The sequence below is a fragment of the Virgibacillus xinjiangensis genome (genome assembly GCF_042643145.1).
Taxonomy (GTDB): Bacteria; Bacillota; Bacilli; order Bacillales; family Amphibacillaceae; genus Virgibacillus_O; species Virgibacillus_O xinjiangensis.
Genome location: NZ_JBHRSA010000049.1, coordinates 72480 through 97062, shown reverse-complemented (window position 1 = coordinate 97062; position 24583 = coordinate 72480). Strand labels below are relative to the sequence as shown.

The following is a 24583-nucleotide window of genomic DNA, read 5'->3' as shown; positions in this document are numbered from 1 at the left end:
AAAAACCTCCTTTAGGTGTCTAAAAGCTTACGTTGCCTCTAGTCTTCCTTTACACCTTTTTCCATCGCTTTCCACGCCAGGGTTGCACATTTGATCCGGGCTGGGAACTTGGATACTCCCTGAAGGGCAGCGACCTCCCCAAAATCATCGTCTTCAATTTCTATATCCTCACCGAGCATCATTTTGGAAAAGTCATCAGACATCCCCAATGCTTCCTCGGCTGTTTTCCCTTTTACAGCTTGGGTCATCATAGAAGCGGAAGACATGCTGATGGAACAGCCCTCCCCTTCAAACTTGGCGTCTTTCACGACCCCGTCTTCCAGTTGCAGCTGCAGTTGGATACGATCCCCGCACGTAGGGTTGTTCATATCAACTGTCAACACGTCACCTTCGATAGAGCCGCGGTTGCGCGGGTTCTTATAATGATCCATGATGACCTGTCTGTATAGTGTATCAAGGTTATTTAAAGACATTACCAAAATACTCCTTTGTTTTCAATAGTCCATCAACCAAACGGTCAACATCTTCATTGGTATTATATAAATAAAAGCTGGCTCGTGCAGTTGCTGAAACATTCAGCCACTTCATCAGCGGCTGTGCACAGTGGTGGCCTGCCCTAACTGCAATACCCTCTGCATCCAGTGCAGTTGCTGCATCATGCGGGTGGACATCATCCAAGTTGAAAGTGACGAGTGCTGCACGATGCTCTGGTCCATATACTTGTATTCCATCAATTGTACGCATTTGTTCCATCGCATAATCAGCAAGCTTTTGTTCATGGTCTGTGATGGCATCCAAACCGATCTCATTGAGGAAATCAATGGCAGCCGCCAGACCGACTGCGCCGGCAATGATAGGTGTTCCACCTTCAAACTTCCAAGGGAGCTCTTTCCAGGTGGAATCATACAGATCTACAAAATCAATCATCTCCCCACCAAACTCCACTGGCTCCATATCCTCCAGGAGGTGGCGCTTTCCATACAAAACACCAATCCCGGTAGGTCCGCACATTTTGTGGCCGGAGAAACAATAGAAGTCACAGTCCATATCCTGTACATCCACTTCTAGGTGAGGTGCTCCCTGAGCTCCGTCAACCAAGAGGACCGCACCATGATCATGGGCAATCCCTGCAATTTCCTTGATTGGGTTGATTGTACCGAGAACATTGGACACATGAGTCACGGCCACTATTTTTGTATTGCTGGTAACTGTTTCCCGTACATCCTCCAAGGTAATCGTCCCATCTTCCTGAAGAGGAATGTACTTGAGTGTAGCACCAGTTGCTTTAGCTGCCTGCTGCCATGGAATGATGTTACTGTGATGTTCCATTGGTGTGATGACAATTTCATCACCAGTTGTCAAATTCGCACGGGCATAGCTGTATGCCACCGTGTTGATTGCTGTAGTCGTTCCCCTAGTAAAGATAACTTCCGCTGTGTTTTCTGCATTAATGAATTTCCGCACTGTGTCCCGTGCGCCTTCATATTTTTCCGTTGCTCTTGAACCCAAGGTATGGACGCCCCGGTGAACATTGGAGTTGTCCTGCCTATAATATTCGTTGACGGCTTCGATAACAGCTCTTGGTTTCTGTGAAGTGGCAGAAGAGTCCAGGTACACAAGCGGGCTTCCATTTACTTCTTGGTCAAGTATCGGAAACTGTTCACGGATTGACTTTACATCCATTAGTAAACTTTCCTTTCAATAACCTGTGTCAGTTGATTTTTCACGGATTCTATCGGCAGTTGCGTTACCACTGGCGCCAGGAAGCCATGGATCACAAGGCGCTCTGCTTCCTGTTTAGAGATTCCGCGGCTCATCAAGTAATACATCTGGATCGGGTCGACACGACCGACTGAAGCAGCGTGACCTGCCGTTACATCGTCCTCATCAATGAGTAGAATTGGGTTCGCATCCCCGCGTGCTTTTTCGCTTAGCATCAATACACGGGACTCCTGTTCAGAGTTAGCCCTTGTACCGCCATGTTCAATTTTTCCTATGGCATTGAAAATGGTGGAAGCTCTATCCCTCATCACACCACGTTGCAGGATATAGCCGTTGGAATCTTTGCCATGCTGTACAATACTGGATGTGAAGTTCTGTGTCTGTTTTCCTCGGCCGACTGACACTGCTTTTGCTTCAGAAGTAGAATTGTCTCCGACAAGGTGTGTAATGTTTTCAGATACTGTATTTCCGTCATTCATTTGCCCTAAAGCCCAGTCGATGGCTGCATCACGGTAAGCAACACCTCTGCGATTCACATAAGTGGTAGTCCCTGCAGCAAAGTTGTCAACCGCACCATATGCCACACGGGCATTATCGTTTGCGATGACCTCTGTAACAATATTGGCCACTGTTTCTTGTTCTGCATTATGGGAAATATAGTTCTCCACATAGGTCACAGAACTGCTTTCTTCCGCCACCACGAGCACATGATTGAATAAGGAAGTTTCCGGGTTTTCCTGCCAGAAAACTGCTTGAATCGGTTCATCGATCTGCACATTTTTCGGCACATACAGGAAAATGCCACCGTTCATCAACGCTGCATGCAAAGCTGTCAGTCTATGCTGATCAACAGCAACAGCATCCTTCATATAATATTTTTCCACTAATTCGTTGTGTTCGTTCATAGCGGTAAATATATCTGTGAAAATAACACCTTTTTCCTTCAATTCCTCACTGAGTGTTGCATAAGCTACAGAATGATTGCGCTGTATTAGAAGATTCTCAGGCAAATGGTTTTCATCAAAGTAGGCTTGAAGGTCTTCTGGGAACTCTTTAACGGAAGCCACCGCGTTCCCTTCCAAATACTCATGATTGAACTTGGAGAAATTCCATTTGCTGATATTGGTCTTATCAGGTTTGGGCATTTCCAATGAATCAGCCTGGTCCAGCGCTTGAAGACGTAAGTTCCGCATCCATTCCGGCTCATTTCTTTTTTGTGAAAACTGTTCGATATAATCTTTGTCAAATGGCAGCTTTGTTTCTACAGTCATAGTTACCCCTCCTAACAATTACGCGTTCTGCTCAACTGTTTCGTCTTCAATGCCCAGTTCATCTTTCACCCAGTCATAGCCTTCATCTTCCAAGCGTTTGGCAAGTTCTGGTCCACCAGATTTAACGACACGGCCTTGCATCATGATATGCACATAATCCGGTGTGATATAGTTTAGCAGGCGCTGATAGTGGGTAATAATCAAGGTACCAAAGTTTTCATCACGCATTTTATTGATCCCTTTGGAAACTACTTTCAGTGCATCGATATCAAGTCCGGAATCAATTTCATCAAGGATTGCGATCTCAGGTTTCAGCAACATCAATTGCAGGATTTCATTACGTTTTTTCTCCCCGCCTGAGAAACCTTCATTGAGGTAACGTTGTGCCATATTTTTGTCAATTTCCAAATAATCTAGCGCGCCATCCATTTCTTTGATGAATTTCATCAATGGAATTTCATCGCCTTCTTCACGGCGTGCGTTTATGGAAGAACGGAGAAAATCAGATGTGGTTACTCCGCTGATTTCACTTGGGTATTGCATGCCCAGGAAAAGTCCTGCACGGGCACGTTCATCCACTTCCATTTCCAAAACATCTTCACCGTCTAGAGTTACGGATCCTTCCGTAATTTCATATTTAGGATGTCCCATGATTGCTGAAGCCAATGTTGATTTTCCTGTACCATTCGGCCCCATCACGGCGTGGAATTCCCCACCTTTTATCGTAAGGTCTACCCCTTTTAATATCTCTTTATCCTCAATAGAAACATGAAGATTCTTGATTTCCAATACTGATCCAGCCATATTGATACCTCCAAAACTAATGTTATTTCAAATGAATATACTATCCATTCTCAATCTATTCTCATTCCAATCTTAAAGCATTTCGAATGTATTATCAACTTTTTAAGATAAGATTGTTCCACACCTTTGTTTCATGGTGTGCCAGTTTTCCAGCCCTGTTAAAAAGCCGGCCCCCGTGCGGGGTACCGGCTTTTCGCAAATCTATAGGTTATTAGCAAATTCAGCAGTCAATCGCTTGGATCTCGCGTACTCTTTCTCTCTTCTTCTTTCCACTTCCAGCCGTTTGTCCAACTTCCTCTCATACTCTGCAAAGCAAACTCGGTTAGATTGCTCCATACCTTTTTCCATTTCTGAGGTGTAGTTCAAACTTATTCCGCTGTCAATAGGGAATCATCCTTTCGGTTTATTTAACATTTATTATGTTAACACAAGGACTATTCCCCCTACAAAGCCGCTATAAACCCCTATGAACTTCTGAAGATTGATATACCCTGCACACATTGCTCACAATTTAGAATCCAGCCACATTGAACAAATTACTGGAAAATGCTAATAAATCCTTTGAATTTGCAGAAAAATTAATTATCTCCACCTACGGGAACGATGGCACCTTCATATTCTTCCAGGATGAAGTCTTGAATCTCTTCTGATTGCAAGACCTCAACAAGCCGATTCAATTCTTCCTTATCCGCATCTTCAGATTTGACGGCAACAACATTGACATACTCTGAGTCTTCCCCTTCAATGAACAGGGCATCTTCCAGGGGATTCAAGTCAGCTCCGATCGCATAGTTGGTATTAATGGCAACCAGCGCATTTTCCTCATTATGATACAACTCAGGCAGGAACTCAGCCGCATAATCTGGTGAAAATTCCAGGTTCTTAGGATTCTCTTCAATATCCTCTAAAGTTGCCTCGGATTTTTCCACATCTTCTTTCAGTGTAATAAGCCCGGCAGATTCAAACAAGGAAAGGATCCGTCCATGGTCAGGTATGGAGTTGCTCATGATGACTTCCGTTCCTTCCTCGATAGCATCCACACTTTCTATTCCTTGGGAGTAGACTCCCATAGGCTCCACATGTACTCCACCGATGGATTCCAAGTCATATCCAGTATCTGAAATGGTTTGTTGCAGGAATGGAGTATGCTGGAAATAGTTTGCATCCAACTCTCCATTCGCCAAATCATCATTCGGCAGCACATAGTCCTGGTATTCCTCAATATTCAAGATAATGCCATCTTCTTCCAACAGCGGCTTAGCCTGTTCCAGAATCTCCGCATGTGGCGTACTTGAAGCACCAACCGTTATTTCCGTTGTTTGGTTCTCCCCGCTATCAGATGTATTGTTGTCTTCTGTTTCTCCTCCACCACAGGCTGCTAACAGCAGGATGAATAAAACAGATAAGAGCAAAGCAATCTTTTTCATTCTTTTCTCCCCTTTTTTTGAAAAATTTATGAATGTGAACAGTGTACCCAGTGTACACCAATATTCATCGCTTATCCAGCTTCCTTGTAATGTAATCTCCTACGAATTGGAAGAGGAAAACTATAAGTACGATGACAACCGTACAAAGGAATACCACGTCAAAGTCCCTGCGTTGGAAACCAAAATAATAGGCATAATTTCCGAGACCGCCGGCACCGATTACTCCAGCCATTGCTGTATAACCTATTAAAGCAATAGCTGTTACCGTAAGGCCTGAGACAAGGGCTGGCATGGACTCAGGAAGCAGCACTTTGAAAATGATCGTACTCGTCTTCGCTCCCATCGCCTTTGCAGCCTCGACAACACCCTTTTCCACTTCTCTTAAAGCTATTTCCACCAGTCGTCCATAAAACGGAGCAGAGCCTATAATCAATGCTGGCAAGGCAGCATTAGGTCCCCGTATCGTTCCAACCAGAAAATCCGTAAAAGGGAACAACAGTAGAATAAGTATAATGAATGGAATAGCACGGAAAATATTCACCAGTGAGGCCACAATAAAATTAATATATTTATTCTGCCATATTCCATCCTTGCTTGTAAGATACAACATCAATCCCAGTAGGATACCGAATATACATGTACCAACCAAAGCTAGAATTGTCATATAGAATGTTTCATAAGTTGCTATCCAGAAATCTTCCATTTGTATATTTGGAAATAAGTCAGCCATCTTCACGTATAACCTCCACTTCCACCGAGGTCTGCTCATGAACAAAAGCGACGGCTTTTTGAACTTCTTGATGATCCCCGTTTATCTGAACATACAGCGTCCCGTATGCGCCACCTTGTGTCTGTGTGATTTTCCCCTGCAATATATTGATATCCACGTCGAACTCCTTGGACAACTTGCTGATCAAGGCCTGATTGGTCGTTTCTCCCAAAAAGTGGAAGCGGATGATGTTGCCTCCTGCAGAGCTCTGCACAAGCTGACCCACACTATCTTCGTCCTGTTGGTTACCCATAACTTGCTCTACAAACTTTTTGGTTACCGGCTGTTTCGGACGTGAAAACAGCTCCAAGACGTCTCCCTGTTCTACGACCCTTCCCTTTTCCATTACTGCCACCTGTTTGCAGATTTTGCGTATTACATGCATCTCGTGGGTGATAAGAATGATGGTCAATCCCAACTGTTGATTGATATCCACCAGCAAATCAAGGATGGAATTGGTCGTCTCCGGGTCAAGAGCCGAGGTTGCTTCGTCGCAGAGCAGCACTTTGGGGCGATTGGCCAGCGCCCTGGCGATCCCTACCCTCTGTTTTTGTCCACCACTCAATTGGGCTGGATACGCATTTTCCCTTCCTGAAAGACCTACCAACCTGATTAGCTCATCTACACGTGAGTCACGATCTTTTTTGGGAACCCCTGCAATTTCCAGTGGAAATGCAATATTATCTTTCACTGTTCTGGACCAAAGTAGATTAAAATGCTGAAAGATCATCCCGATATCCTGTCGTGCCACCCGCAATTGCTTGTTGTTTAGGGACGTAATTTCCCTATCGTCAATCACGATTTTTCCGGAGGACGGTTCCTCCAATCGGTTCAACAGTCTGACAAAGGTACTCTTCCCAGCCCCGCTATAGCCGATCACTCCGAAGATATTCCCTTCTTTGATGTCCAGCGTCATGTCATCGACTGCAGTTATTTCCTGTTTATCTGTTTTGAAATATTTACTTAGGTTCTCTATGGAAATCACGATAATCCTCCCTTCTGTGATGCTATGGATAGTATGTACTATCGATGCTTGTTTAAAAAACATAAAAAAAGCCTTTCCGCAAGAGAACAGAAAGACGTCAGTTTATGCCTTTTCGTTCTCTTATCTGTCAAAGATATTCTTTGCAGGAATTGGCACCTTTCAAATATCACTGTATTTGAAGGTTGCCGCGGGTTCACTGGGCCAGTCCCTCCACCGCTCAAGATAAGAGTTGAAAATTATTCAATTAAGAACAGATAAGAAAAATCCTATCATACTTGACTCACTGTGTCAATGGTATATTTCCTATTGGTGTTGGAATAACTCTGGCTTGTATTTCATTAAATAACTGTATATATTCGGAATGGAGTGGAAAGTGTAAACTTTTTCCTTCCACTCACCATCTTCTTTTATGAGTAGGCATGGCACACTCTCAATCTGCTTCTCCTGCATGAATTCGGGATGCAGGGAAGCGTTCATTTCAAAGAAGATATCCTGCTTATGCACACTTTCTATTTTTTCCAACATCCCGCGGGCAAGCTGGCATGTCCCGCAAAAAGGGGTGTAAATATACAGGAGGAATTTTTCCTGATCTGCTGTTTCATTGGTAAATTGTTTCAATCCTCTCACCCTATACTAAAAAGATCGGGTTCACCTCTATATGCTTGCTTACTAATGCCGTGGCTAGAATATTTTCAGGTGTTGTGGCCACCTCGCGGTACTCACTGCTGACAAAAATATGCTCTGCATGGGGAAGTTCCCTGGACAGCTGCTTCCTCAGCTTCATGCCGGATGCGTCTTCGTCCACTAAAATGATGACCTCTTTGTGGTCCAAATCATATGTTTCCAGTAATTCATCCAGACGTTCCACGCCCAATGTTCCATGCGTACAGACAATTGTCACATCATCTGTAATCAGTTTCTGAATCTGCCGCTTATCGGTCAACCCTTCAACGATAATCACCTTATCGGTCTCATGCGTTATCATCCCATAGCACTCCTTATGAAATCAAGCAAGAAGCTTATTTACTTTAATATATGATAAAAACATGGCTGACTATACACTTATTAGCGTGTTAGCCAGCCCAATTTTCGGTAATTCAGTCCTCTTCCGTAATTTCTGCGTACTGTTCAGGGGACAGGAGGTCATCCAGCTCTGATGTGTTGGAAGGTTCAATTACGACCATCCAAGCTTTTTCATAAGGAGATTCATTAACAAATTCAGGACTATCCTCTAGATCTTCGTTGATTTCTACAACTTTTCCACTTACTGGAGCATACAATTCAGATACTGTCTTGACGGATTCCACACTGCCGAATGGTTCATCGACGGCCAGTTCATCTCCAGGCTCTGGGAGTTCGACAAATACGATGTCACCCAATTCATCTTGAGCAAAATCGGTGATGCCTACACGCACGTTGTCTCCCTCTTTTTTTATCCATTCATGTTCTTTTGAATACAGCAGATCTTTTGGTAAGCTCATTCTCAATCCCTCCAAATTTTTAATCCACTACCACTATACAAGTTAACTCTTTTTTTTGCTACCATTTATCTAATAGTTCAGCCAAGTCTCCGAGAATTCATCTTCTTTGAATCCTACGGTCACATACTCGTCATCGGTTACAATCGGACGCTTGATCAGCATGCCGTCAGAAGCCAGAATCTCAGCCATTTCCTCGTCCCCGGCATTCTTTATTTTATCCTTTATGTTCAGTTCGCGGTATTTTTTACCGCTAGTATTGAAGAATTTCTTAGCAGGGAGGCCACTCTTGTCCATCAACTCCAAAATCCTCTGTTTGGAAGGCGGCTCTTCTACTATATGTATTGGTTCATAGTCCACTTCATTCTCTTCCATCCATTTCTTTGCTTTTCGGCAAGTACCACATTTCGGATACCAATAGAAAGTTACTGCCACTATATTTCCCCCTTCCTTTTTCATTAATATTCTATCATGTTTATGCTTCGTAATTCCATTTTCTGCTCATTTACTAGGAAAGAACCCCGGGGGTACGATAACTTTATCACATGGATATGGGAAACACGGATTGCAATCCATGCGCTTCCGGTCGATAAAGCATGGAAAAGGTTTAGAGAGCCTCTCTAAACCTTTTCCAAATAGCATATTTTAAAACTTGTCTGACCCTGTCTATACGATATATTTCTCTTCTTTGATAATTTCAGAAGCAATCTCCCGCTTCTTGCCAATAACATTGGTCGGTGTATGACGCGTCAGCTTTCTGAGTGAAGACAGCATAGTCCTCAACGTGTCGCCTTCCTCTACTGCAATTAACGTTTCTTTTGCATCTGCTTCCATCCGGTTGAATGCTTCTTGTACGTATACCTGAGTGTATAGAAGCTTTTGTTTATTCTTTTCCTCTCCTGTTTTATTGATCGCCTTTTCCGTCCGAAGAATGGCAGCTTCCATATTATATACTTCTGCCGTCATATCCGCTATATTCACTAGAAGTTCTTGCTCACCTTCTATTTTTTTCATATACTTCTGGGCAGCAGTTCCTGCAGCAAGCAAAACCATCTTCTTAGCATTCTTCAGCAAATACTTCTCCTGATCTAATACGCCCTCTCCAAACTCTTCCGGCATCATCATGACAAGTTCTTCCTGGAGCCCTTGGGCTTTTTGAAGCAGTGGAAGTTCTCCCTTCATGGCCTTTTTCAGCAGCGTACCAGGTACTAGGAGACGGTTGATCTCGTTCGTTCCTTCAAAGATACGGTTGATCCGGGAATCACGGTACATCCGCTCCACTTCATACTCCTGCATAAAGCCATACCCGCCATGCAGCTGAACCGCTTCATCGACTGCGTGGTCAAGAAGCTCTGTTGCCATATATTTACCCATCGAGCATTCAATCTGGTACTCGGCAATCGCTCTGGCAACTTCCCTTCCATCTTTCAGCTGTTCATCTGTCAAAGAACCCATCCGTTGCTCAAACAATCCCACTGTCCGATACACGGCACTCTCATTCGCATAAATCTCCGATGCAATGGTACCCAATTTCTCCTGTGTCAGAGAAAAGCTGGATATAGGGGTGTCGAACTGTTTCCGCTGATTCACATATTTCACTGCAACCTCCAACGCATTTTTTGCACCGCCTACACCCCCAATCGCCAACTTATAGCGCCCTACATTCAAAATATTGAAAGCAATGACATGGCCGCGGCCTTTTTCCCCAAGCAGATTTTCAACAGGAACTTCTGCATCCTCAAGGATGAGGGTTCGTGTGGAAGAGCTCTTGATGCCCATTTTCTTCTCTTCTGCGCCTGTCGATACCCCTGGATAGTCCCTCTCCACAATAAATGCCGAGAAATGCTCCCCATCTATTTTTGCATATACAATGAAGACATCGGCAAAAGCAGAGTTGGTGATCCATTGCTTCTCCCCGGACAAAATATAATGGGTACCCTCATCGTTAAGCTTTGCAGTGGTCTTCGCTCCCAGCGCATCCGACCCGGAACTCGATTCAGTAAGAGCATATGCAGCAATGAGTTCGCCCGAAGCTAACTTAGGAAGGTATTTCTGCTTTTGTTCTTCATTTCCGAAGAAAACAATAGGAAGAGAGCCGATTCCGACATGCCCGCCATGTGTTATGGAAAAACCTCCGGCACGGGAGAACTTTTCAGTGATTAAAGAAGAACTGATTTTATCCAGACCAAGTCCCCCATATTCCTCAGGGACATCTGCTCCCAACAGTCCCAATTCCCCAGCCTTCTTTAGCAAGTTCACTGAATGTTCAAATTCGTGGTTTTCCAGATTGTCAATTTTCGGAACGACTTCTCCATCTACGAAATCTTCCGTTGTTTTAGCGATCATCCGATGTTCTTCTGTAAAATCCTCCGGTGTAATGATATCTTCTCCGTTAAAATCTTCCACCAGGAAGGAACCGCCTTTGAAAAGTCTCTCTTTCGTTTCTCCCATATAGAATCTCCCTCTCTATTATAAATTCATATATCTAGATAAGTTCAAAAACACCAGCAGCTCCCATACCTCCACCTATGCACATGGTGACCACTCCAAATTGTTCATTTCGGCGCCTCATTTCATGAATCAGGCTCAAGGTCAGTTTCGTACCTGTCATACCAAGCGGATGACCAAGAGCAATCGCTCCCCCGTTAACATTCACCTTGTTTATGTCTAGGTCAAGTGCTTGGATCACACGTATGGACTGAGAAGCGAAAGCTTCATTAAGCTCAAAGAGGCCGACATCTGAAATTTCCAGACCTGCAATTTTCAGAGCTTTTGGGACAGCCTCTACAGGTCCTACCCCCATAATTTCCGGTTCCACGCCTGCTACTGCAAACGCACGGAACTTCGCCATTGGAGCCAAGCCTTCCGCTTTTGCTTTTTCACGATCCATCAAAAGTACGGTTCCTGCTCCGTCACTCATTTGCGAGGAATTGCCCGCGGTAACAGAACCTTTTACGTGAAATGCCGGCCGAAGCTTTGCCAACACTTCTTGGGTCGTATCCTTTCGTACACCTTCGTCCCTGGCAAAGACTTGCACTTTCTCTTCTATCCTATTCTTCTTTCCAACAATCCTTTCTTTTACTTCCACTGGGACAATTTCGTCATCAAACTTTCCTCCCATGACTGCCTCTGCTGCCAGTTTATGGCTTCTAACCGCAAAAGCATCCTGATCCTCACGTGAAATATGAAAACGATTGGCTACTTCTTCGGCAGTATGCCCCATCCCCATGTAGTAGCCTGGAGCGTCTTGAACCAAACTAGGATTCGGCTTGATGACATGGCCACCCATAGGAATAAGACTCATCGATTCAGCCCCGCCTGCAAGGATGGTGTCACTGGACCCGACCATAATGCGCTCTGCCCCAAATGCAATTGCCTGCAGACCTGATGAGCAATACCGGTTGATTGTGATCCCGGGCACCTCATTCTTTAAACCCGCGAGCCCCGCAATATTACGAGCCATATTCATGCCTTGCTCCGCCTCAGGCATCGCTGTTCCAATAATGACATCATCTATATTCCCGTCATAGCCGTCTGCGCGCCTTAATGTCTCTTTTACTGTCAATGCCGCCAGGTCATCCGGTCGACTCCCGGCTAACGACCCCTTATTAGCCTTTCCTACAGGGGTCCTAGCTCCTGACACAATTACTGCTTCCTTCACGTTCCCTTCCCCCTTTATGTTAATTGCGTAATGGCTTGCCTTTTACCAGCATGTGCTGCATCCTGGTTTGGGTCAGCGGCTCCCCGATCAGACTGAGGAATGCTTCCCTTTCCAGATCCAACATTACTTGTTCATCAATCAAAGAACCCTCCCTAATTCTGCCTCCGGAAAGCACATGGGCCAATTTTTCTGCGATTTTCACATCATGGGCCGTTGCATACCCGCTGTTTTGCAGTGTTTTAGCACCAAGCAACATCAACGCGTAGCCTGCGTTTCCTACGACAGGTACTTTTTCCGGTGCCGGGGCTCGATATCCCGCCTCCGCTAATGCCAGAGCTCTTTTCTTGGCATCAAACAGCAAGTGGTCCGGATTTGCGCTGATTCTGTCGTTAGTATTGAGGAAGCCATTTTCCCGGGCCTCTGCCGCCGATTCGGAAACCTTGGCGGTTGCCACTTTTTCAAAAACATCGTTCGCTATTTTCATCAAATCGATGTCGACTCCATTCGGAAGGTTTCGCAGTTCCTTCAAATAAAGTTCCTTGGTCCCTCCTCCGCCGGGGATCAGCCCAACACCAACTTCCACGAGACCCATATAAGTTTCCAGAGAAGCCTGGATGGCTGCGGCAGGCAGTGCCACTTCCGCTCCCCCACCAAGGGCCATATTGAACGGTGCTGCAACTATCGGTTTCGTTGAATACTTTATATTCATGGTCATTTCCTGAAATTTCCTTATCACCAATTCCAGTTCATAGAAATTGTCATCTTGCGCTTCCAAGAGCATCATCGCAAGGTTTGCACCGACACAGAAGTTCTTTCCTTGATTCCCGATGACAAGCCCATCATAGTTCTGATCCACTTCTTCCAATGCGCTGTTTACCATCTGAATGATATCCAGACCAATGGCATTGTTTTGGGAATGGAATTCCAAACAGGCGATGCCATCACCGAGGTCAATCAAGCTTGCACCAGAATTTTTCCGTAATGCTCCCTGTGTTGATTTCAAATTTTTCAAGTCAATGTGTCTTGGGTTGTCTTCTTGTCGTTGATAGCCTCCTCGATGTAGGTAATACTGGGATCCATCTTCTTTTTGGTAAAAGGATTCATAACCATCGGACAACATATCATGGACCCATGAAGGTACGGTATCGCCCTCTTGCTCCATCCGTTCGACTGTGGCAGATACCCCAATAGCATCCCAAAGTTCAAAAGGACCAAGCTCCCATCCAAATCCCCATTTCATCGCCTGGTCAATGGAAACAATATCATCAGCTATCTCACCCAGCAGGTCAGCAGAGTAGATGAGTACAGGTTTAAGTACAGACCATACAAGGTCTCCTGCTCTGTCCCCAGTCGCTCCTACAAGCGCTTTCAATTTATTCCCGGTGCCTTTCTGCTGTTTTGCCATTTCTGTTGCAGCAGTTTTCAATTTTTTCCTTTCTTGGTATTGAAGAGTTTTCGGATCTAATTCGTAAATGCTGCTGCCGCCATTTTCCTTCTTCTTATGATAGAATCCTTGCCCGTTTTTAGCTCCGAGCCAACCCTTCTCCAGCATTTCCTTCATAAAAGAGGGAACATCGAATATTTCCTTTTCCTTTCCCACGACCTGTTCGTGAACATTTCCAGCAACATGGATGAACGTATCAAGACCGACAACATCCAAGGTACGGAATGTGGCACTTTTCGGCCGTCCAATCATCGGCCCGGTAACAGAGTCAACTTCACCGACACTATAGTTCGAATCCAGCATCTCTCTTACCGTAACAAGCAGCCCATATGTTCCAATCCTGTTCGCAATGAAATTCGGTGTGTCCTTCGCTTCCACGACACCTTTCCCCAACACATTCTCACCAAATTCTGCTATGAATTGGACAATATCAGAGTCGGTATGACTTGTAGGAATAATCTCCAACAGTTTTAAATAACGCGGTGGGTTAAAGAAATGCGTACCCAGAAAGTGACGCTGAAATTCCTTGGATCTACCTTCTGCCATAGCTTCAATGGAAATACCAGAAGTATTGGAGCTGACAATAGCCCCTTCTTTTCGGTGTTCTTCCACTATTGCCATCACTTTTTTCTTTACAGCCAAATCCTCTGTCACCACTTCTATAATCCAATCGGCTTGATGTAGTCTTTCCAAGTCATCTTCCATGTTACCGGTTTCAATCAACTCCAGGTTCTTCCGAGTGGTGACCGGTGAAGGCTTCTGTTTCAGCAATGCTTTCTTGCTCTGTTCCGCCAAACGATTGCGCACCGCCCTATCCTTCGTGGTCAAACCTTTTCTCTTTTCATGCTCGGTAAGCTCTCGAGGCACTATATCAAGCATAACTACCGGTATACCTATATTAGCTAAATGTGCAGCAATGCCAGACCCCATTACACCGGACCCAATAACCGCTGCCCGATTAATTGATCGTTTCATCTTACTTCCCCCAATCTGTTTTGAATGAATACTCATTCATTATCAGCCAAAAAATAAATGATAGTTCCCTATCCATCTATATACTACTATAGGCTATATTCAGACATTTCGCAATAAAAATTTTGCCTTTTTTTAATACCAAATAGCGGCCTTCTGGGTGGAAGGCCGCTTCCCATATTATACGACTATTTCATATCCTTGATCTTCTACGGCTTTGCGCATATCGTTTACGGTCACTTGAGCATCATCATAGGTAACATCCACCCGGTTTGTACCCAAGTTCACTTCTACGCCAATGACTCCCTCCAATTCCTGCAAGGCTCCTTCAACGGCCCGTTCACAATGGCTGCATGTCATCCCTCTTACATCTAAAGTTGCTTCCATGTTGTTTCGCCTCCTTCATCAATATTCTTATGGAACTTTTCCCTTTTTGCAGATCGTGGAAACCATCTCTACCTTTTTTCAGCACTTCATTCGTAACCATTCCTATTTACAGAACGTAATGATTACGATATGATATGGAAAGAATTTAAATGTAAGACTTGCAAGAGAATACTGCACGGACATCTTGCAGATCATTCAATAACTGCACATACTACAGGATAGTGGAAAGAATGGAGGACGAAAGATGGCAGAATCAGTAGTATCCATGAAGGACGTAGCATATGCCTATGATAAAAAAAATGTTTTGGAAAATATAAATTTTGACATACCAAGGGGGTCCTTCATGGGACTGGTTGGGCCAAATGGCGGGGGAAAAACCACGCTCATCAAATTGATTCTCGGCCTCCTTGAACCGGACCACGGTACAGTTGAACTGTTGGGAAAACGCATCAATAAATTTAAAGACTGGAATAAAATCGGTTTCGTATCCCAAAAAGCCAACTCTTTCAATAAAGGATTCCCTGCTACTGTCTATGAGGTAGTATCCATGGGATTGACTGCCAAGATAGGTTACCTGAAGTTCTTCAACAAACAGCATAAAGAAAAGATCCTCCAGGCCATCGATCAGGTTGGCATGCTGGAATATGCTCATACCAATATAGGCAACCTTTCCGGGGGCCAACAACAACGTATTTTCATTGCTCGATCATTAGTGAATGATCCCGAATTGCTTATTCTAGATGAACCGACTGTCGGGGTGGATGTAGAAAATGTCAAACGTTTTTATGATCTCCTTCACCGTTTGAACGGAGAGCAAGGTATTACGCTGCTGCTTGTAACCCATGACACGGGCACAATGACCGAGCATGCATCAGATATTGTCTGTTTGAACCGTAGACTCCATTTTCATGGAAAATCTGAGGAGTATACTTCACTTACCGAGAAAGACTGGTCCAATTTTTACGGTCACCCGGTCAATTTCGTTACACATGAGCACTAAAGCTGGAGGAATAAACAATGCTAACAGATTTCTTGCAATACGATTTTTTACGAAATACTTTCTTGACCGGATTACTGATTGGGATCATCGCCCCTTTATTGGGAACTTTCATTGTTGTACGACGTCTATCCCTTATCGCTGATGCTCTGTCCCATGTAACCTTGGCTGGTATAGCCTTTGGCCTGATGCTGGAAAAGAAGTTTGCTGTCACCATGATCACCCCTTTATACAGTGGAATGGTGTTTTCTGTGATTGGATCTGTACTGATTGAAAAGCTCAGAAGGGTCTATAAAGCTTACCAGGAAATCGCTATTCCGATTATCATGTCAGCCGGGGTCGGTCTAAGTGTCATCTTTATTTCGGTAGCAGACGGCTTCAATACCGAATTGTTCAATTATTTGTTCGGATCCGTATCAGCGGTAAGCCGAAACGATTTTCTCACGATTCTGGGCATTTCTATCTTCATCATGTTAGTGGTGGCCCTTTTTTATAAAGAACTATTTACCCTGTCCTTTGATGAAGAACATGCAACCATATCCGGCCTTCATGCAAAGAGCATTCATTTATTATTCATTGTGCTGACAGCACTGGTGATAGCAGCATCTATCCGGATTGTGGGTGTCCTGCTGGTCTCAGCCCTAATGACATTACCAGTTGCGGCAAGTATGCGTCTTGCCAAAGGCTTCAAGCAAATGACCATCATTTCTGTCCTGTTTGGTGAGGTCTCCGTAGTTATCGGTCTTGTAACGGGATACTATCTGGATATCCCGCCTGGTGGCACGATAGTAATGGCGGCAGTAGTCATATTGCTGGTCTCCATTGGGATTAAGCATTTTTCATTCAGACCATCGAAAGCATATAGAACCTGAATACACAGGTACTTTCATTTTATTCAAGCAAAGTGAGGGACGATCAATGAACATTAGTGAAGCCATGAAAGTATTAAAAACAAATGGATATAAAGCTACAGGAAAGCGGAAAGATATCCTGGTATATTTCGAAAATGCAGATGGGTACCGTACTGCCAAAGATCTGATACAACATTTGGAAACAGTGTATGAGGGGATCAGCTTTGATACTGTCTATCGAAATCTCCACCTATACAATGAAGTGGGCATCCTCGAAACGACTGAGCTGAACGGTGAGAAGCATTTTCGGATGAATTGCACGCACCGCCACCATCATCATTTCATCTGCAATACCTGCGGAAAGACAAAAGAAATAGAAATCTGTCCCATGGATGAACTGAAAAATAACACCTTGGCTGATTACGATATAGAGGACCATAAATTTGAGATTTACGGTTTATGTCCTGCCTGCAAAACAGCATAAAACGAAGAAAAAGAGCAATCCTTCCAGTCGAAAAAAATCGACGCTCAAGGACTGCTCTTTCTCTTTTATATTCGGGCAAATGATCAGGATCGCTTGGGGACAACTTTTCCTCCCCAACTCGCGTCCTTTATACGAAAATTTCTTCCATCACCTTGGATTCCTCATGATCAAGCATGTTCTTCTGCACTAGTTCATCCACTGGTTTATTCAACAAGTCTTTCAATTCCTTTGCTTGGTCTGGTTCCCCTACTACATATATTTTGTCCCACTCATTATCTTTTGCCCGTTTATCCAATTCAGGGGCGATTTTCTTATACCAACGATGTTTATTTTCTTCAAATCTTGCACGGAAATTATCTACTTGCAGATTGGTTGATCCTTTACCTGTCGTTCCCAAGCCATTACGAGGTCCTAGCTTTTCCCGCCAGTCTTCTGTATTGAGATCCAGCTCATAAGTGGTTGTACCTTCAACCTCATTCAGGTATGCATCAATTACCTTCACCTCATTTTGCTGAACAAGAATGATTCCTGATTTTGGATATTCCTCAGCCAATTTGCTTAATTGGTCGAGCACTGGAGTTTGTTCCCAATAGAATTCCGTTTTCAATGGCATTTGTACACGATCGGCGAACCAGACTTCTTCATCTGCTGTAGCAAATAGAACAATGCCTTTTTTGAAGTTTTGCTCATTTCCTTTCACAAACTTCTCGACTTTTTGTTTAACTTGTTGATAGTTTTTCAACTCTTCTTTATTGCCATCTTCCTGCATATATTGTTCGAAATTCTTTAGGCCGTTTTTTAAATGGATTTTCCATTCTCCACCTTGCTGGTCAGGGTCAGATGGGTCTGTATTCAAGTACATGGTAAATACTTTATTCGCCCCTTCTTTTCGTACTTTACGCAGTTTTTCCAGTTCTTTATTCAAATCCATATTGACATGCACTCCTTCCGCATGAATAATAACTTTCGCTTAGTAATGTTTAACCTCAATTTTCATCAAGTAAACATGGGGCACGAGTAGGGCAGATGTCCCTGATATAAAGAAAAGATGGCGGAACAAACCGCCATCTTTCATCTTATTTCTTTGCTTTATAATCCTTTTGGATAATCTTTGTTATGGAAATAACCATCAACAATAGAATCACGGTGAATGGTAGGGCAGAAATCAGCGAAGCCGTCTGTAATGCTTCCAAACCTCCCGCGAAAAGTAGGGTAATGGCAATCGCAGCTATCAGAGTACCCCATACAATCTTCGTGAATAACGTAGGATTCAAGCTGCCTCTGGACGTCATGCTTCCCAATATATAGGTTGCAGAGTCGGCTGACGTCACCAAGAAAGTGAAAATCAGCAGAATGGAAAAGATGGACAATACATTGCTGAACGGCATCGTTGCAAACGTTTCGAATAGAGCTACTGTCACATCTTGGTTCACCGCTTCGGCAATTTGTGTACCATTATTGAGGTCACTGTACAGCGCAGTACCTCCGAAGACAGCAACCCATAAACATGCGATTGCCGGTGGAACGATCAAAACGCCGAAAACAAACTCGCGAATGGTTCTTCCGCGGGAAACACGGGCGACGAACGCTCCTACAAACGGAGACCAAGCTATGGCCCAGGCCCAATAGAAAATGGTCCAATCATACACCCATTCCCCTCCGCTGTACGGTGTCAGTCTTAAGCTATATTCGACAAAGCCATTAATATAGTCGCCGAGGCCAAGGACGAATGTATTCAAAATGAATACAGACGGACCTGTAATGAATACAAACAGCATCAACAGCAAGGCCACGCCAAGATTGAGATTGCTCAACCACTTGATTCCTTTGTTCAACCCTGTACTGGATGAAAGCATATAGGCTACCAGCATGATTAACGCAATGACCAGCTGTACCCAAATATTGTTGGGAACCCCTTCAAAAACAGAGGACAAGCCACCATTCATTTGGATGAACCCTAATCCGATGGACGTTGCCACCCCCATGACCGTAGCAATGACCGCCAACGAGTCAATAGTGTTTGCTACTCCTTTATTTTTGCCGACAATCGGTCGAATCGCTACGGAAACCAATCCTTTTTCATCTTTCCTGAACTGAAGATAGGCAATGACCAATCCAACTATTGCGAATACGGACCACTGGCTGATCCCCCAGTGGAAGAAGGAATAGGACATTGCTTCACGGGCAGCTTCTTCTGTCTGCCCCTCCAAATGTGGAAAAGGAGTTGTAAAATAATGGCTCATTGGCTCAGCTACACCCCAAAATACCAGGGAAATACCAAAGCCTGCCGAGAACAGCATCCCTATCCATGTGAAAAAGGGAAATTCAGGACGGGAATCAGGAGGGCCAAGCCTCATTTTCCCATACTTCGTAATCGAAATGCCAAAAAGAAAAATAATGATGGCAAAGACCGCGAGCAGATAGAACCAGCCGAAATTCACGGTGGTAAAATTGAACAACTCACCGGCTACCGCTCCAAACTGCTCTGGCATAACTGCGCCTAATATTACCAACGCAAGCACAATTATAGAAGATACATAAAAAACCGGGTTTTTATACGCGTTGTTATTCATAATGTTTCCTTTCTATATGTATTTTTTACGCAGGGATTTCAAGTTTGGTTAAACCTGCATAATGTATTTTCCCCAACTGCCCACTCGCTAAACTGCTTATGCGAAATTCTGCTCTCAGATAGAATGAATGTTGAGACCAAAGGGAAATTTTGAAATAGTGCGTAACATATTCTACCATTTAATTGAACCCCTGCAAAGTGTTAGCGGTTTATCGTGAGAATGTCTGATGAGTGTAAATGGTTTCCAATGGTCGCAACTTTGCTTTGTTGAAACATTAAAGCAAACTACATACTAAAAACACCACAAAGGCTATTGTAATAGCTCTTGTGGTGTTATTCCGGATTGATATGCTGTTTACAAATGCGCCAATCAATGGACACGTCTGACGTGGCCATTGAAGTGCTCCTTCCAATAACCGCTGGTCATGTCGGCAACTGCAAGGCCCGTGGAATTTTGGGCACCGATAAAGCTGCCATCTCCTACATAGATACCGACATGCCCGTCTTTCTTATAAGTATCAAAGAATACCAAATCACCCTGTTCGATATTATTATAGGAAACTTTTGATCCCTCCTTGGCCAAGGCTGTAGTATGCGATGGAAGAGAATAACCTCCTTGTGCAAATGCCCATGAAATAAAGCCGGAGCAATCGAATCCGCTTGGTCCTTTTCCTCCCCACACATATGGAGTTCCGATATGCGGATACCCGGCACGAATTACTTTGTCGATGCCTTTCTCATTTGAAACTGATCCATTTGCATCACTCTTGTTTTTCTCACTCAATGTGACCAGCTGTTCATCCTCTGCTAATTCTCCATCAGCTTCAAAACTGGACTCGTCCATGCCTTCCATCTTCATTGCAAGACTTGATTTCTTTTCTCTCAATCTCTCTTTCTTTTGCTGATTCTCCTGCCTTTGGTCATCAATCAGCTTCCGCATCCCTTTCAACTCGATCTGCATATCAGATAGCTCAGCAAGCTTGTCCTCTACCTCTTTCTTCTTCTCTTCCAGCTCTTGCTTATCCTGATACTGTACCTCTATCAACTGGGCATCAGCCGTTGCAATCTTACTGACAACTGTCATACGGTTCAGAAAGTCTCCGAAATCTTCCGCACCAAACAAGACTTCCATATAGCTGATGCCGCCTCCATTTTTCTGATAAGAAACTGCCCGCTCTTTCAAGAGATCCATTCGTTCTTCGAGAGAGCTCTCGACGGCCGATATCTCTTCCTCCAAGGCAGGCACTTCTTTTTTATACACGGCAATCTTTTCCTCTGTCTCTTCTAAAGTCTCCCTGTTTTCCTCCATCGCCCGATCTGTTGCTTCAGTTTCTTCTTCGAGTCGTTCTATTTCCCTTGCTACTTCAGCAAATTCCTCTTCTAACGTACGTAATTCTGTATTATCCTGGGTTTGATCTTCGTCCGTTTCCGCATATGCGGGATTTAGGAGGAACACGCTTCCAAGTGCGGTCACTGTCGCTGCTATCGTATGTATGAAAACTTTCTTCAATTCCTATTTCCCCATTTCCTATATCACAACCGACCACTGTTATTCACTATTTGTCTAACCTTCAAATCCTCTTAGGTATGAAACACGCAGTTGATGTGAAACTTATTCTCTATTTCTATGTATCTTGATTAGGTATTTTGTATTATATCAAAGGAAAGTGACAACAGTATGATATGAATATTACATTTTCATTTCATATGCGACATATCGATGTAAATCTCGTTACAATCAAATTACAATAGATGACATATTCAGACTTCTCCCATGACAAAAAGCCTGATCCATCAAAGAACCAGGCTCTCCTGAACTACGGACTATTTAATGAACTGGGCTTCTTCTGTGGATCCTTTCAGAGCACCTGTGGAAGAGGTTCCACCGGAAATAACCTGTGCCACTTCATCAAAGTAGCCTGTACCTACTTCTCTTTGGTGCCTAGTTGCTGAATACCCGTATTTTTCACTGGAAAATTCACCTTGCTGCAGTTCTGAATAGGCCGCCATTCCCTCATCCTTATACTTCCTTGCCAGCTCAAACATACTGTGGTTCAGAGCATGGAAACCGGCCAATGTGACAAATTGGAATTTATAGCCCATTTCCCCAAGTTTTTTCTGGAAACTAGCGATTTCATCATCTGACAGCTTCTTTTTCCAGTTGAATGATGGCGAACAGTTGTAAGCCAAAAGTTTATTCGGATATGTTTCTTTGATTGCGTCGGCAAATTTTTGGGCCTCTTCCAAATTCGGTTCGGATGTTTCACACCAAATCAGGTCAGCATATGGAGCATAGGCCAAGCCCCGGGAAATCGCCTGGTCAATACCAGCTTCGGTCTTGAAGAACCCTTCAGCAGTCCGCTCTCCTGTAATAAAAGTTTCATCATATGGATCTACATCACTTGTGATCATATCTGCTGCATTCGCATCCGTCCGTGCAATGATTATGGTAGGTGTGCCCATTACATCAGCTGCGAATCGTGCTGCAATCAGATTCCTTACAGCAGTCTGGGTTGGCAACAGTACTTTACCACCTAAATGTCCGCACTTTTTCTCTGAAGACAATTGGTCTTCAAAATGGACAGCAGCAGCGCCTGCTTCAATCATCCCTTTCATCAATTCAAACACGTTCAACTGACCGCCAAATCCGGCTTCCGCATCAGCCACGATGGGGGCAAACCAATCAATCTCTTCGTCTCCCTCAGAATAGTGAATCTGATCGGCCCGCTGCAATGCTTGATTGATGCGCTTGACGACACTTGGTACACTGTTTGCCGGATATAAGCTTTGGTCAGGATACATATGGCCGGACAAATTCGCATCTGCAGCCACCTGCCAGCCACTCAAGTAGATTGCCTTCAACCCTGCTTTCACTTGCTGTACAGCTTGGTTTCCAGTCAGTGCTCCCAGTGCATTGACATAATCTTCTGTGTGTATTAGATCCCATAACTTTTCTGCCCCTCTTGTTGCCAATGTATATTCAATATCAATAGATCCTCGCAGGCGGATGACTTCCTCTGCTGTGTAAGGACGATCGATTCCTACCCAGCGCATTTTGCTTTCCCATTCTCTTTTCAAATTCTCTACACGGTTATTGGTCATTATTGATTTCCCCCTTCAATTAATTGGCTGTATGCCGGCAGTGTCAAAAATTCTTCAAATGTCTCCTGCTGGATCAACTGACTGAAAAGTTCTGCTGCCCTTTCGTAATTCCCCTCCATAAAAGCCTCTTCACCGACTTGATTTCTAAGTTTTCCCAATTCCTCTTTTTTAATTTGCTCAACCAATGTATATGTGACTTCCCTGCCATCCTGTAATACTGCCTGAGGGTGGCGGATCCACTGCCATATTTGTGCTCTGGAAATTTCCGCTGTAGCGGCATCTTCCATCAAATGATTGATCGGTGCCGCTCCTCTTCCAGAAAACCAGGCAGCAATGTACTGTATTCCTACATTGATATTCGTCCGGAGCCCATTTTCTGTGATGCTCCCTTCCGGTACCTCAAGAAGATTTTCTTTCTCTACCTGCACATCTTCCAACTTCTTGCTGATTTGGTTCGGTTGGGGCATTCCTTCATTAAATATTTCTTTTACAAAATTGACCATCCCTGGGTGTGCTACCCATGTGCCATCATGGCCGTCTCTTACCTCTCTTTCTTTGTCAGCCTGTACCTTTTGGAAGGCCTCCTTGTTCTTCTCTTCATCATTTTTTACTGGAATTTGAGCAGCCATCCCTCCAATGGCTGGAGCATTTCTTCGATGACAGGTCTTGATGGCAAGCAGGGAATACGCTCGCATGAATGGAACCTCCATCGTTACCTGTGAACGGTCTGGTAAAAGTATAGCCGGATCAGCTTTGAATTTTTTTAGATAACTGAAAATATAATCCCATCTTCCACAGTTCAAACCGGCGGAATGCTCCCTTAGTTCATATAATATTTCATCCATCTCGAAGGATGCCGTTATCGTCTCAATCAATACGGTTGCCTTGATGGTTCCTTGAGGGATTCCCAGTTCATTCTGTGCAAAGATGAAAATCTGGTTCCACAGTCTCGCTTCCAGATGACTTTCCAATTTGGGAAGATAGAAGTATGGACCTGTTCCCCTGCTTAGCAGCTCCTTTGCGTTATGAAAAAAATAAAGGCCAAAATCTACCAGGCTGCCCGATGCAGGTTCCCCTTCAAACTGAATATGCTCTTCTTCAAGATGCCACCCCCTCGGACGGACAATCAGAACTGCAGTTTCTTCATTCAAACTGTATTTCTTACCAGTGGTCCCTTCAAAATCAATCTCCCGTCGAATAGCATCCCTAAGATTGATTTGACCATCCATCACATTTTCCCAAGTAGGTGATGTCGCATCCTCAAAATCTGCCATATAACACTTCGCCCCAGAATTCATCGCATTGATTACCATCTTTCGGTCAACTGGACCGGTAATTTCCACCCGCCTATCCTGTAAATCTTTTGGCAGTTGATCGATCTCCCATTTTCCTTCCCTAATCCATTTCGTCTCTTCTAGAAAATCAGGCTTTCCCCCTTGGTCAAACTGTTGTTGAACCTCCTCTCTCTGCTTTAAAAGCTCTTTCCGACGCATGTTGAATTCATTATGGAGTCTCTCGAGAAATTCCATCGCTTCCGGCGTCAAGATATTTTCATACTTCCTCTCGCTTTCCGTTCTTTCCGCTGTATTAATGATCAATGTCAGACCCTCCCTTTGTACTATTACAAAAGACTATTTTTATTATTGTTGTATAACAG

23 protein-coding genes and 1 riboswitch are annotated in these 24583 nt (G+C 44.0%); of the genes, 3 read left to right on the top strand and 20 right to left on the bottom strand.

Annotation, left to right across the window (positions count from 1 at the left end; translation table 11 throughout):
• Window positions 1-38 precede the first annotated feature (38 nt).
• The 15 genes from sufU to copZ form a co-directional block, all read right to left on the bottom strand.
• A complete protein-coding gene (sufU, locus tag ACFOGI_RS14115; protein WP_390273872.1) occupies window positions 39-473 on the bottom strand; it encodes a Fe-S cluster assembly sulfur transfer protein SufU in 435 nt (144 codons plus the stop codon).
• The gene (locus tag ACFOGI_RS14110; RefSeq protein WP_390273870.1) at window positions 460-1683 is read right to left on the bottom strand and encodes a cysteine desulfurase; all 1224 of its coding nucleotides are present in this window, start codon (window positions 1681-1683) and stop codon (window positions 460-462) included. Before ACFOGI_RS14110 ends, sufU begins: the two co-directional genes overlap by 14 nt.
• Window positions 1683-2993, bottom strand: a complete 1311-nt coding sequence (gene sufD, locus ACFOGI_RS14105) for a Fe-S cluster assembly protein SufD (RefSeq protein WP_390273868.1) — start codon at window positions 2991-2993, stop codon at window positions 1683-1685. Before sufD ends, ACFOGI_RS14110 begins: the two co-directional genes overlap by 1 nt.
• A gap of 18 nt (window positions 2994-3011) precedes the next feature.
• Window positions 3012-3797 (bottom strand): Fe-S cluster assembly ATPase SufC, encoded by a 786-nt coding sequence (gene sufC / locus ACFOGI_RS14100; RefSeq protein ID WP_390273865.1) that lies wholly within the window; start codon window positions 3795-3797, stop codon window positions 3012-3014.
• Between the two features lie 578 nt (window positions 3798-4375).
• A complete protein-coding gene (locus ACFOGI_RS14095; protein ID WP_390273863.1) occupies window positions 4376-5224 on the bottom strand; it encodes a MetQ/NlpA family ABC transporter substrate-binding protein in 849 nt (282 codons plus the stop codon).
• 64 nt (window positions 5225-5288) lie between these two features.
• Complete coding sequence (locus ACFOGI_RS14090) at window positions 5289-5954, bottom strand: methionine ABC transporter permease (protein WP_390273861.1); 666 nt, start codon at window positions 5952-5954, stop codon at window positions 5289-5291.
• Entirely contained in the window at window positions 5947-6978 is a 1032-nt protein-coding gene (locus tag ACFOGI_RS14085) for a methionine ABC transporter ATP-binding protein (protein ID WP_390273859.1), read from the bottom strand. Before ACFOGI_RS14085 ends, ACFOGI_RS14090 begins: the two co-directional genes overlap by 8 nt.
• 117 nt (window positions 6979-7095) lie before the next feature.
• Window positions 7096-7207: riboswitch (SAM riboswitch) on the bottom strand.
• Window positions 7208-7281: 74 nt separating this feature from the next.
• Window positions 7282-7596, bottom strand: a complete 315-nt coding sequence (locus ACFOGI_RS14080) for a thioredoxin family protein (protein WP_390273857.1) — start codon at window positions 7594-7596, stop codon at window positions 7282-7284.
• A 10-nt stretch (window positions 7597-7606) separates the two neighbouring features.
• Window positions 7607-7963, bottom strand: a complete 357-nt coding sequence (locus ACFOGI_RS14075; RefSeq protein WP_390273853.1) for a toprim domain-containing protein — start codon at window positions 7961-7963, stop codon at window positions 7607-7609.
• Between the two features lie 112 nt (window positions 7964-8075).
• Window positions 8076-8459 (bottom strand): glycine cleavage system protein GcvH, encoded by a 384-nt coding sequence (gene gcvH / locus ACFOGI_RS14070; protein WP_390273850.1) that lies wholly within the window; start codon window positions 8457-8459, stop codon window positions 8076-8078.
• Window positions 8460-8528: 69 nt separating this feature from the next.
• Window positions 8529-8891, bottom strand: coding sequence for an arsenate reductase family protein (locus ACFOGI_RS14065; protein WP_390273848.1), 363 nt, complete (start codon window positions 8889-8891; stop codon window positions 8529-8531).
• Between the two features lie 231 nt (window positions 8892-9122).
• Complete coding sequence (locus ACFOGI_RS14060) at window positions 9123-10907, bottom strand: acyl-CoA dehydrogenase family protein (protein ID WP_390273845.1); 1785 nt, start codon at window positions 10905-10907, stop codon at window positions 9123-9125.
• Window positions 10908-10941: 34 nt separating this feature from the next.
• Entirely contained in the window at window positions 10942-12117 is a 1176-nt protein-coding gene (locus ACFOGI_RS14055; RefSeq protein WP_390273843.1) for an acetyl-CoA C-acetyltransferase, read from the bottom strand.
• Between the two features lie 19 nt (window positions 12118-12136).
• Window positions 12137-14536 (bottom strand): 3-hydroxyacyl-CoA dehydrogenase/enoyl-CoA hydratase family protein, encoded by a 2400-nt coding sequence (locus ACFOGI_RS14050; RefSeq protein WP_390273841.1) that lies wholly within the window; start codon window positions 14534-14536, stop codon window positions 12137-12139.
• 177 nt (window positions 14537-14713) lie between these two features.
• On the bottom strand, window positions 14714-14920 hold the full coding sequence (copZ, locus tag ACFOGI_RS14045; protein ID WP_390273837.1) for a copper chaperone CopZ: 207 nt from the start codon (window positions 14918-14920) through the stop codon (window positions 14714-14716).
• 244 nt (window positions 14921-15164) lie between these two features.
• Here copZ and ACFOGI_RS14040 point away from each other — a divergent pair, with 244 nt between their 5' ends.
• Genes ACFOGI_RS14040 through ACFOGI_RS14030 form a run of 3 tightly spaced genes read left to right on the top strand, consistent with a single transcriptional unit; the run spans window position 15165 to window position 17252 of the window.
• A complete protein-coding gene (locus tag ACFOGI_RS14040) occupies window positions 15165-15920 on the top strand; it encodes a metal ABC transporter ATP-binding protein (protein ID WP_390273835.1) in 756 nt (251 codons plus the stop codon).
• A 17-nt stretch (window positions 15921-15937) separates the two neighbouring features.
• Window positions 15938-16789: a metal ABC transporter permease gene (locus ACFOGI_RS14035; protein ID WP_390273832.1), complete on the top strand. Its 852-nt coding sequence runs from the start codon at window positions 15938-15940 to the stop codon at window positions 16787-16789.
• A 46-nt stretch (window positions 16790-16835) separates the two neighbouring features.
• Entirely contained in the window at window positions 16836-17252 is a 417-nt protein-coding gene (locus tag ACFOGI_RS14030; RefSeq protein WP_390273830.1) for a Fur family transcriptional regulator, read from the top strand.
• 127 nt (window positions 17253-17379) lie between these two features.
• On the opposite strand, the gene ACFOGI_RS14025 is transcribed toward ACFOGI_RS14030, so the two are convergent.
• The 5 genes from ACFOGI_RS14025 to aceB form a co-directional block, all read right to left on the bottom strand.
• Window positions 17380-18183, bottom strand: a complete 804-nt coding sequence (locus tag ACFOGI_RS14025; RefSeq protein WP_390273827.1) for a VLRF1 family aeRF1-type release factor — start codon at window positions 18181-18183, stop codon at window positions 17380-17382.
• A gap of 145 nt (window positions 18184-18328) precedes the next feature.
• The gene (locus ACFOGI_RS14020; protein WP_390273825.1) at window positions 18329-19825 is read right to left on the bottom strand and encodes a BCCT family transporter; all 1497 of its coding nucleotides are present in this window, start codon (window positions 19823-19825) and stop codon (window positions 18329-18331) included.
• A 369-nt stretch (window positions 19826-20194) separates the two neighbouring features.
• Window positions 20195-21334 carry a C40 family peptidase gene (locus ACFOGI_RS14015; RefSeq protein ID WP_390273822.1) on the bottom strand — a complete coding sequence of 380 codons (1140 nt, stop codon included), beginning with the start codon at window positions 21332-21334 and terminating at the stop codon, window positions 20195-20197.
• A 314-nt stretch (window positions 21335-21648) separates the two neighbouring features.
• Window positions 21649-22926, bottom strand: a complete 1278-nt coding sequence (aceA, locus tag ACFOGI_RS14010; RefSeq protein WP_390273820.1) for an isocitrate lyase — start codon at window positions 22924-22926, stop codon at window positions 21649-21651.
• The gene (gene aceB / locus ACFOGI_RS14005; protein ID WP_390273818.1) at window positions 22926-24524 is read right to left on the bottom strand and encodes a malate synthase A; all 1599 of its coding nucleotides are present in this window, start codon (window positions 24522-24524) and stop codon (window positions 22926-22928) included. The genes aceA and aceB overlap by 1 nt, the downstream gene beginning before the upstream one ends.
• Window positions 24525-24583: the final 59 nt, after the last annotated feature.

Excerpts from the sequence above, each read along its gene's own strand:
- sufU (WP_390273872.1), bottom strand. The coding sequence starts at position 473 with ATGTCTTTAAATAACCTTGATACACTATACAGACAGGTCATCATGGAT.
- ACFOGI_RS14110 (WP_390273870.1), bottom strand. The coding sequence starts at position 1,683 with ATGGATGTAAAGTCAATCCGTGAACAGTTTCCGATACTTGACCAAGAA.
- sufD (WP_390273868.1), bottom strand. The coding sequence starts at position 2,993 with ATGACTGTAGAAACAAAGCTGCCATTTGACAAAGATTATATCGAACAG.
- sufC (WP_390273865.1), bottom strand. The coding sequence starts at position 3,797 with ATGGCTGGATCAGTATTGGAAATCAAGAATCTTCATGTTTCTATTGAG.
- ACFOGI_RS14095 (WP_390273863.1), bottom strand. The coding sequence starts at position 5,224 with ATGAAAAAGATTGCTTTGCTCTTATCTGTTTTATTCATCCTGCTGTTA.
- ACFOGI_RS14090 (WP_390273861.1), bottom strand. The coding sequence starts at position 5,954 with ATGGCTGACTTATTTCCAAATATACAAATGGAAGATTTCTGGATAGCA.
- ACFOGI_RS14075 (WP_390273853.1), bottom strand. The coding sequence starts at position 7,963 with ATGATAACGCATGAGACCGATAAGGTGATTATCGTTGAAGGGTTGACC.
- gcvH (WP_390273850.1), bottom strand. The coding sequence starts at position 8,459 with ATGAGCTTACCAAAAGATCTGCTGTATTCAAAAGAACATGAATGGATA.
- ACFOGI_RS14060 (WP_390273845.1), bottom strand. The coding sequence starts at position 10,907 with ATGGGAGAAACGAAAGAGAGACTTTTCAAAGGCGGTTCCTTCCTGGTG.
- ACFOGI_RS14050 (WP_390273841.1), bottom strand. The coding sequence starts at position 14,536 with ATGAAACGATCAATTAATCGGGCAGCGGTTATTGGGTCCGGTGTAATG.
- copZ (WP_390273837.1), bottom strand. The coding sequence starts at position 14,920 with ATGGAAGCAACTTTAGATGTAAGAGGGATGACATGCAGCCATTGTGAA.
- ACFOGI_RS14040 (WP_390273835.1), top strand. The coding sequence starts at position 15,165 with ATGGCAGAATCAGTAGTATCCATGAAGGACGTAGCATATGCCTATGAT.
- ACFOGI_RS14035 (WP_390273832.1), top strand. The coding sequence starts at position 15,938 with ATGCTAACAGATTTCTTGCAATACGATTTTTTACGAAATACTTTCTTG.
- ACFOGI_RS14030 (WP_390273830.1), top strand. The coding sequence starts at position 16,836 with ATGAACATTAGTGAAGCCATGAAAGTATTAAAAACAAATGGATATAAA.
- ACFOGI_RS14025 (WP_390273827.1), bottom strand. The coding sequence starts at position 18,183 with ATGGATTTGAATAAAGAACTGGAAAAACTGCGTAAAGTACGAAAAGAA.
- ACFOGI_RS14020 (WP_390273825.1), bottom strand. The coding sequence starts at position 19,825 with ATGAATAACAACGCGTATAAAAACCCGGTTTTTTATGTATCTTCTATA.
- aceA (WP_390273820.1), bottom strand. The coding sequence starts at position 22,926 with ATGACCAATAACCGTGTAGAGAATTTGAAAAGAGAATGGGAAAGCAAA.